Source organism: Rhodopirellula maiorica SM1, assembly GCF_000346295.1.
Lineage (GTDB): Bacteria > Planctomycetota > Planctomycetia > Pirellulales > Pirellulaceae > Novipirellula > Novipirellula maiorica.
In genome coordinates, this window is sequence record NZ_ANOG01000189.1 from 1 (window position 1) to 4354 (window position 4354).

The window sequence follows — 4354 nt, forward strand, 5'->3', positions numbered from 1 at the left end:
GTCGTCTGCCGCTTCGCCGCGAATCCCAGCTGAAATTCCGGCGATTACGGCATCGGCGAAACAAAATCGCGTGGCCAGCACGTCCACCGGAGTTGGCCGTCCCCATACGGTCTATACCGAAATGTCTGCACCTGCATCCCCGCTCGTTCCGTCCATCAGCGACGTCGAGAACGTTGCCGAACCCGCTGAGTCGACGTTCCGCCGCACTTGGAACTCGGTACGCAATTTGTGGTAATCGCCATCATGAAACATTTTACAGCATCCTATTGTCGATCATTCCGCTGCCACACATCCATGTCACAATTTCCGATGTCACCAGTTCACTCGCGGACCCTTTGCATGTTCGAATCCATACGACATCGAAACATTCGAATTGTGATGGTCTATGGATTCGTCGCGATGATGGTGCTGGTGTTCACTGCAACGCTACACGCTCAGCAACTCGATTCGACCGTTTCGCCGGTAAATGTTAATTCGCCACGCGAACAAAATCTGTTGTCCAGCGAAGTGTCGCCACATCAAAGCGATTGCGGATGCCGCAACGTTCCAGGCGGGTATCCGTGTCGCGGTGAGTGCCAAAAGTGCATGATCGGCGTCGATTGTCGTGACGGCTGTGGAATGGAACAGCGGTGGGCAGATTCACGCCGTTTGAATTTTGACGCGTACGGTCCCGGTGAATACGCTGGTCCGTCACGTCTGTCGCACCTCGGTGAATACCGATTGCGTCCCGGTGACCAATTGCAAACTTTTTACTTGATCACTCGTTCGCAAGCTTCGGGGATGTACCGCTTGACGCCAGGCGATTCCATCTTGATCGAATCGCTTGCCGATGCGGAACTGAATCGGGGAACTCTCGAAAACGGTTTGGTGATTCAACCCGATGGCACCATCACGGTTCGACTGCTTGGACAAATCCGAGCTGCCGGCATGACGATCGATCAACTTCGTGAAGTGCTCAACGATCAGTACATGAAATACTATCCCAAACCTGCGATCGACGTGACTCCGGTTCGCACCAACACGTTGGCCGAAGACATTCGCAACGCCGTTGGGGGGCAAAGTGGTTTCAATGAGCAATCGGTTACCGTGACCGTCATGCCTGACGGAAAAATACGTCTACCAGGGATTGGCGAAATCTGCGTGCAAGGTTTCTCGATGAACGAGTTGAAGAAAGAGATCAATCTTCGCTATCGCGAAATCGTTGTCGGACTTGATGTCGAACCGATTCTGGCGGCTCAAGCTCCGCATTTTGTGCATGTGATGGGCCAAGTGGGCAACCCGAACCGAATTCAATTGGACGGTCCGACTACGGTGCTCGGGGCGATCGCCGCAGCGGGGGGCCATTTGCCGAGTGGCAATTTGCGGCAAGTCGTTATTTTCCGTCGAGCGGAAGATTGGCGAATGATTTCCACCATGTTGGATTTGCAAGGGGCAATTTATGGGAAACGCCCGACTCCGGCCGACGAAATCTGGGTCCGCGATGGCGATGTGATTATCATTCCCGCTCGTCCGATTGTCCGCTTTGACAACTGGGTTCAACAAATCTTTACCGATGGCGTTTACGGTTTAGTGCCTCCAGGGGCTCAGTTCAACCTCGACTAGGTCCCGGGGGACTATCACAGCGGGTTTTGGTATACAATTGCCGGTACAAAGACGGTGGGCTTCATCGTCTAATCAAACCTTGCAAAATGTATACAAGAGCTAAAGATGAAAGTCTGCTTGCGTCCCGCCGTCCGTTTCTATCTCACCTCCGCCCTGGGAGCCGCCTTCGTCTGCTGTGCTGCAGTGGGCTATGCCCAAGACACCGCTGAATCCGCAGCCGAAGCACCGGCAGCCGAAGCACCGGCGGAGGAAGCGGAAGTCGAAAAAGATTCTCATACGCTCGCAGTAGAAGCGCTGTTGGACAGTATGAACATGAAACAGACCACTCAGCAGACGGTCGATCAGATGCTGCAGATGCAGATTCAACAGCAACCGCAGATGGCGGCGTTCCAAGATGTGATGAAAGCGTTCTTGCACAAACATCTTTCCTTCGAATCGCTCAAGCCCGACTTGATCAAGCTCTATAAATCGGAATTCACTGAATCCGAGATCAAGGCACTCACCGAATTCTACAACACACCGGTGGGTAAGAAAGCGATCGAGAAGCTGCCAACGCTGTCGGCCGCAGGAGCTCAAATTGGTATGCAACGCGTGCAAGCAAACATGGGCGAACTGCAGACCGCGATTCTGAAGCGTCAAAGCGAACTGCAACAAGAATAAGGTTGCGGAACTTGGTCGATTACTGCTGCCTATGAATGGATAGGTAGCGAGAAACGTGAGTGAGGGAGTGTTTGCATTCCCTCGCTATTTCTGTACCGAGGTTTCTGGACAAAACGCTCGGGTCTCTGGGCAAAACGCTCGACGGGTGGGCTTGGTTTTGAAGGCGGCGTTCGCGATCTTCACATGTTACATGTTCCACACTCGCCCTCGCGATGGGTGATCATCACTTGATCACGACGCACCAATTGGCGTCGCTGGGAGCTTGTAGCGTTACCGATTTGCTTGCCGGCACGCTTGATTTTACTCCCCATTGACCGCTGTCGATGTTGATCCAATGGGCTTGTAAACGATGCTTTGCTGCAGAAAGGTCAACATTGACTTTCCCGCCCTGTGGGAAATAAACCACGTAGGCCTTGCCCGCAGACGCCGCCAGGTAAGCTTCGTTTTTGGATCGTTCCGAGAGCAATGCATTATTCGGTGTCACTTCCCATAGCGGCACCAGCGATTCTAGTTTACGTGCCGCGACGATTGCGGCTTTCGCATGCTGTGACAGCCCCAGTCCCGATGGTGGACGGTGGAATCTCGCCGATGCAGCGCCGCCAATGAGATGTCGCCAAAATCGCTCGATCCCATCTTGGCTTGTATGCCCAAATTTGTTGCCGTCAGCGCCATAAGTTTTCACGGTGTTGATCGGACGCGGTTGTTCGATCAACTGGTTGCGCAGGCTCTGAAAATTGTCCCAGTGCAATTGCGATTTTTGGTGGTTGTTCTGTGATACGTCGACAAAGTCATAACGTTTTGGATGATCCAGAGTGCGGCGATGATGGGGGCCCGTCAAATTCCAATCGTCCCACATCTCGGTAATACACACTGGTAGATTTTCTGTTTCCGACTTCGCCCGAATAAATTCGGCCCAGTATGTTGCCCAAGCTTCTTCACCATTGGTTTCGTTGTCGATGCAGTACAGCACGTGACCATACGGAAGCGAATGAGCAAGCATCTTGGTGACAAACTTTTGTTGGTATTTCAGTACGACCGTGTTATTACGCTGTTGCGGAGTCGTAAAGAAAAACGGCTGCTCGTTTTTCCCCGGATGTTTTGGATACTTCGCGGCCAACCCCGACGTCTCGTGCGTGTAGTTGATATTGTTCGCTGGGTTGTACGGATGAGGTGGCCAATGATTGCGGGAATAGTCAAAGCGATCCCAAACTTCGATTTGAACGATGATGTTTCGTTCCGATGTGAGCCGCAGCATCGTTTCGAAACGTTCCCAATACTCGTCGTTCCATTGGTCCAGATCGTATTTGCCATTGTCGAGTTTGCGGAACGGGTAAACTTCGAATCCGGCATCGTGTCGATCGCTCATCGTATTGCGAATATAGTTCGCACCCACCGCACGCATCTCGTCAAGATGTTCCGTCAGGCTCGTCAACTGGAACAAGTTGTCGTCCACCGAGCCGCCTAGAAGTAGCAGCTCTTCGCCTTTGTATTGCCAATAGAACGGATGCACTGCGTTAGGACAGATGCGGTCGGTTGTGGCAAGCGGTTCTGCCGTGAAGGCGGATGAGCTGCAGCCGAGAACGACAACACAAAGCAGAGCAAAACGACACATCAATTGAAAATCCTGTATGAGATTGAACACCGCATCGAAGCACTCTTGGAACCGCACGATGTCATTGGCTTTCAGCAATATAGTGGATCCCTACGGTGACCGCAGGCAAGAGCGAACGCACCAAGTGGACGCCTTGATCGGCCCGGGTTGTTCAAGCCTGAGGGAATGTTGGCAGAGGGGCGATGGCTTCGAAGCAGGTAGGCCGACATCATTGGGTGACATCCCGTTAGCCGTTTGGGCCAACCATGTGAAGCATTTTTCCCGATTAGGAAAACACGACTTAACTGTAGCGTAAGTCGCAGAGACTTTCGGCCACGCGAGTAATACCAAAACTCTCTGCGAGTTTCGCTACGAATAAATGCTTCACAGCGTTGCGTTGGGACGCTAGCCCAATGCCATCTACTTTTGTAGTGGGACTCGCCAGAGTTCCTGGTGTTTCAACAGCAAAGAGGGGAATTCTGGCGAATCCCACTACTTGAG

At 52.5% G+C, this 4354-nt stretch carries 5 protein-coding genes; 3 read left to right on the plus strand and 2 right to left on the minus strand.

Annotated elements, in window-relative coordinates:
• The 3 genes from RMSM_RS40705 to RMSM_RS05800 all read left to right on the plus strand — a co-directional run.
• A partial coding sequence (locus RMSM_RS40705) for a hypothetical protein (protein WP_160168236.1) occupies positions 1-235 on the plus strand: 235 nt, incomplete at its 5' end.
• 104 nt (positions 236-339) lie between these two features.
• Positions 340-1602 (plus strand): polysaccharide biosynthesis/export family protein, encoded by a 1263-nt coding sequence (locus RMSM_RS05795; RefSeq protein WP_173405107.1) that lies wholly within the window; start codon positions 340-342, stop codon positions 1600-1602.
• Between the two features lie 105 nt (positions 1603-1707).
• The gene (locus RMSM_RS05800) at positions 1708-2262 is read left to right on the plus strand and encodes a DUF2059 domain-containing protein (RefSeq protein ID WP_052031508.1); all 555 of its coding nucleotides are present in this window, start codon (positions 1708-1710) and stop codon (positions 2260-2262) included.
• Between the two features lie 223 nt (positions 2263-2485).
• On the opposite strand, the gene RMSM_RS05805 is transcribed toward RMSM_RS05800, so the two are convergent.
• Positions 2486-3952 (minus strand): putative collagen-binding domain-containing protein, encoded by a 1467-nt coding sequence (locus RMSM_RS05805; protein WP_008692894.1) that lies wholly within the window; start codon positions 3950-3952, stop codon positions 2486-2488.
• 202 nt (positions 3953-4154) lie between these two features.
• Positions 4155-4354, minus strand: a 200-nt coding sequence (locus RMSM_RS42365; protein ID WP_008692900.1) for a hypothetical protein, incomplete at its 5' end; no start/stop codon positions are given.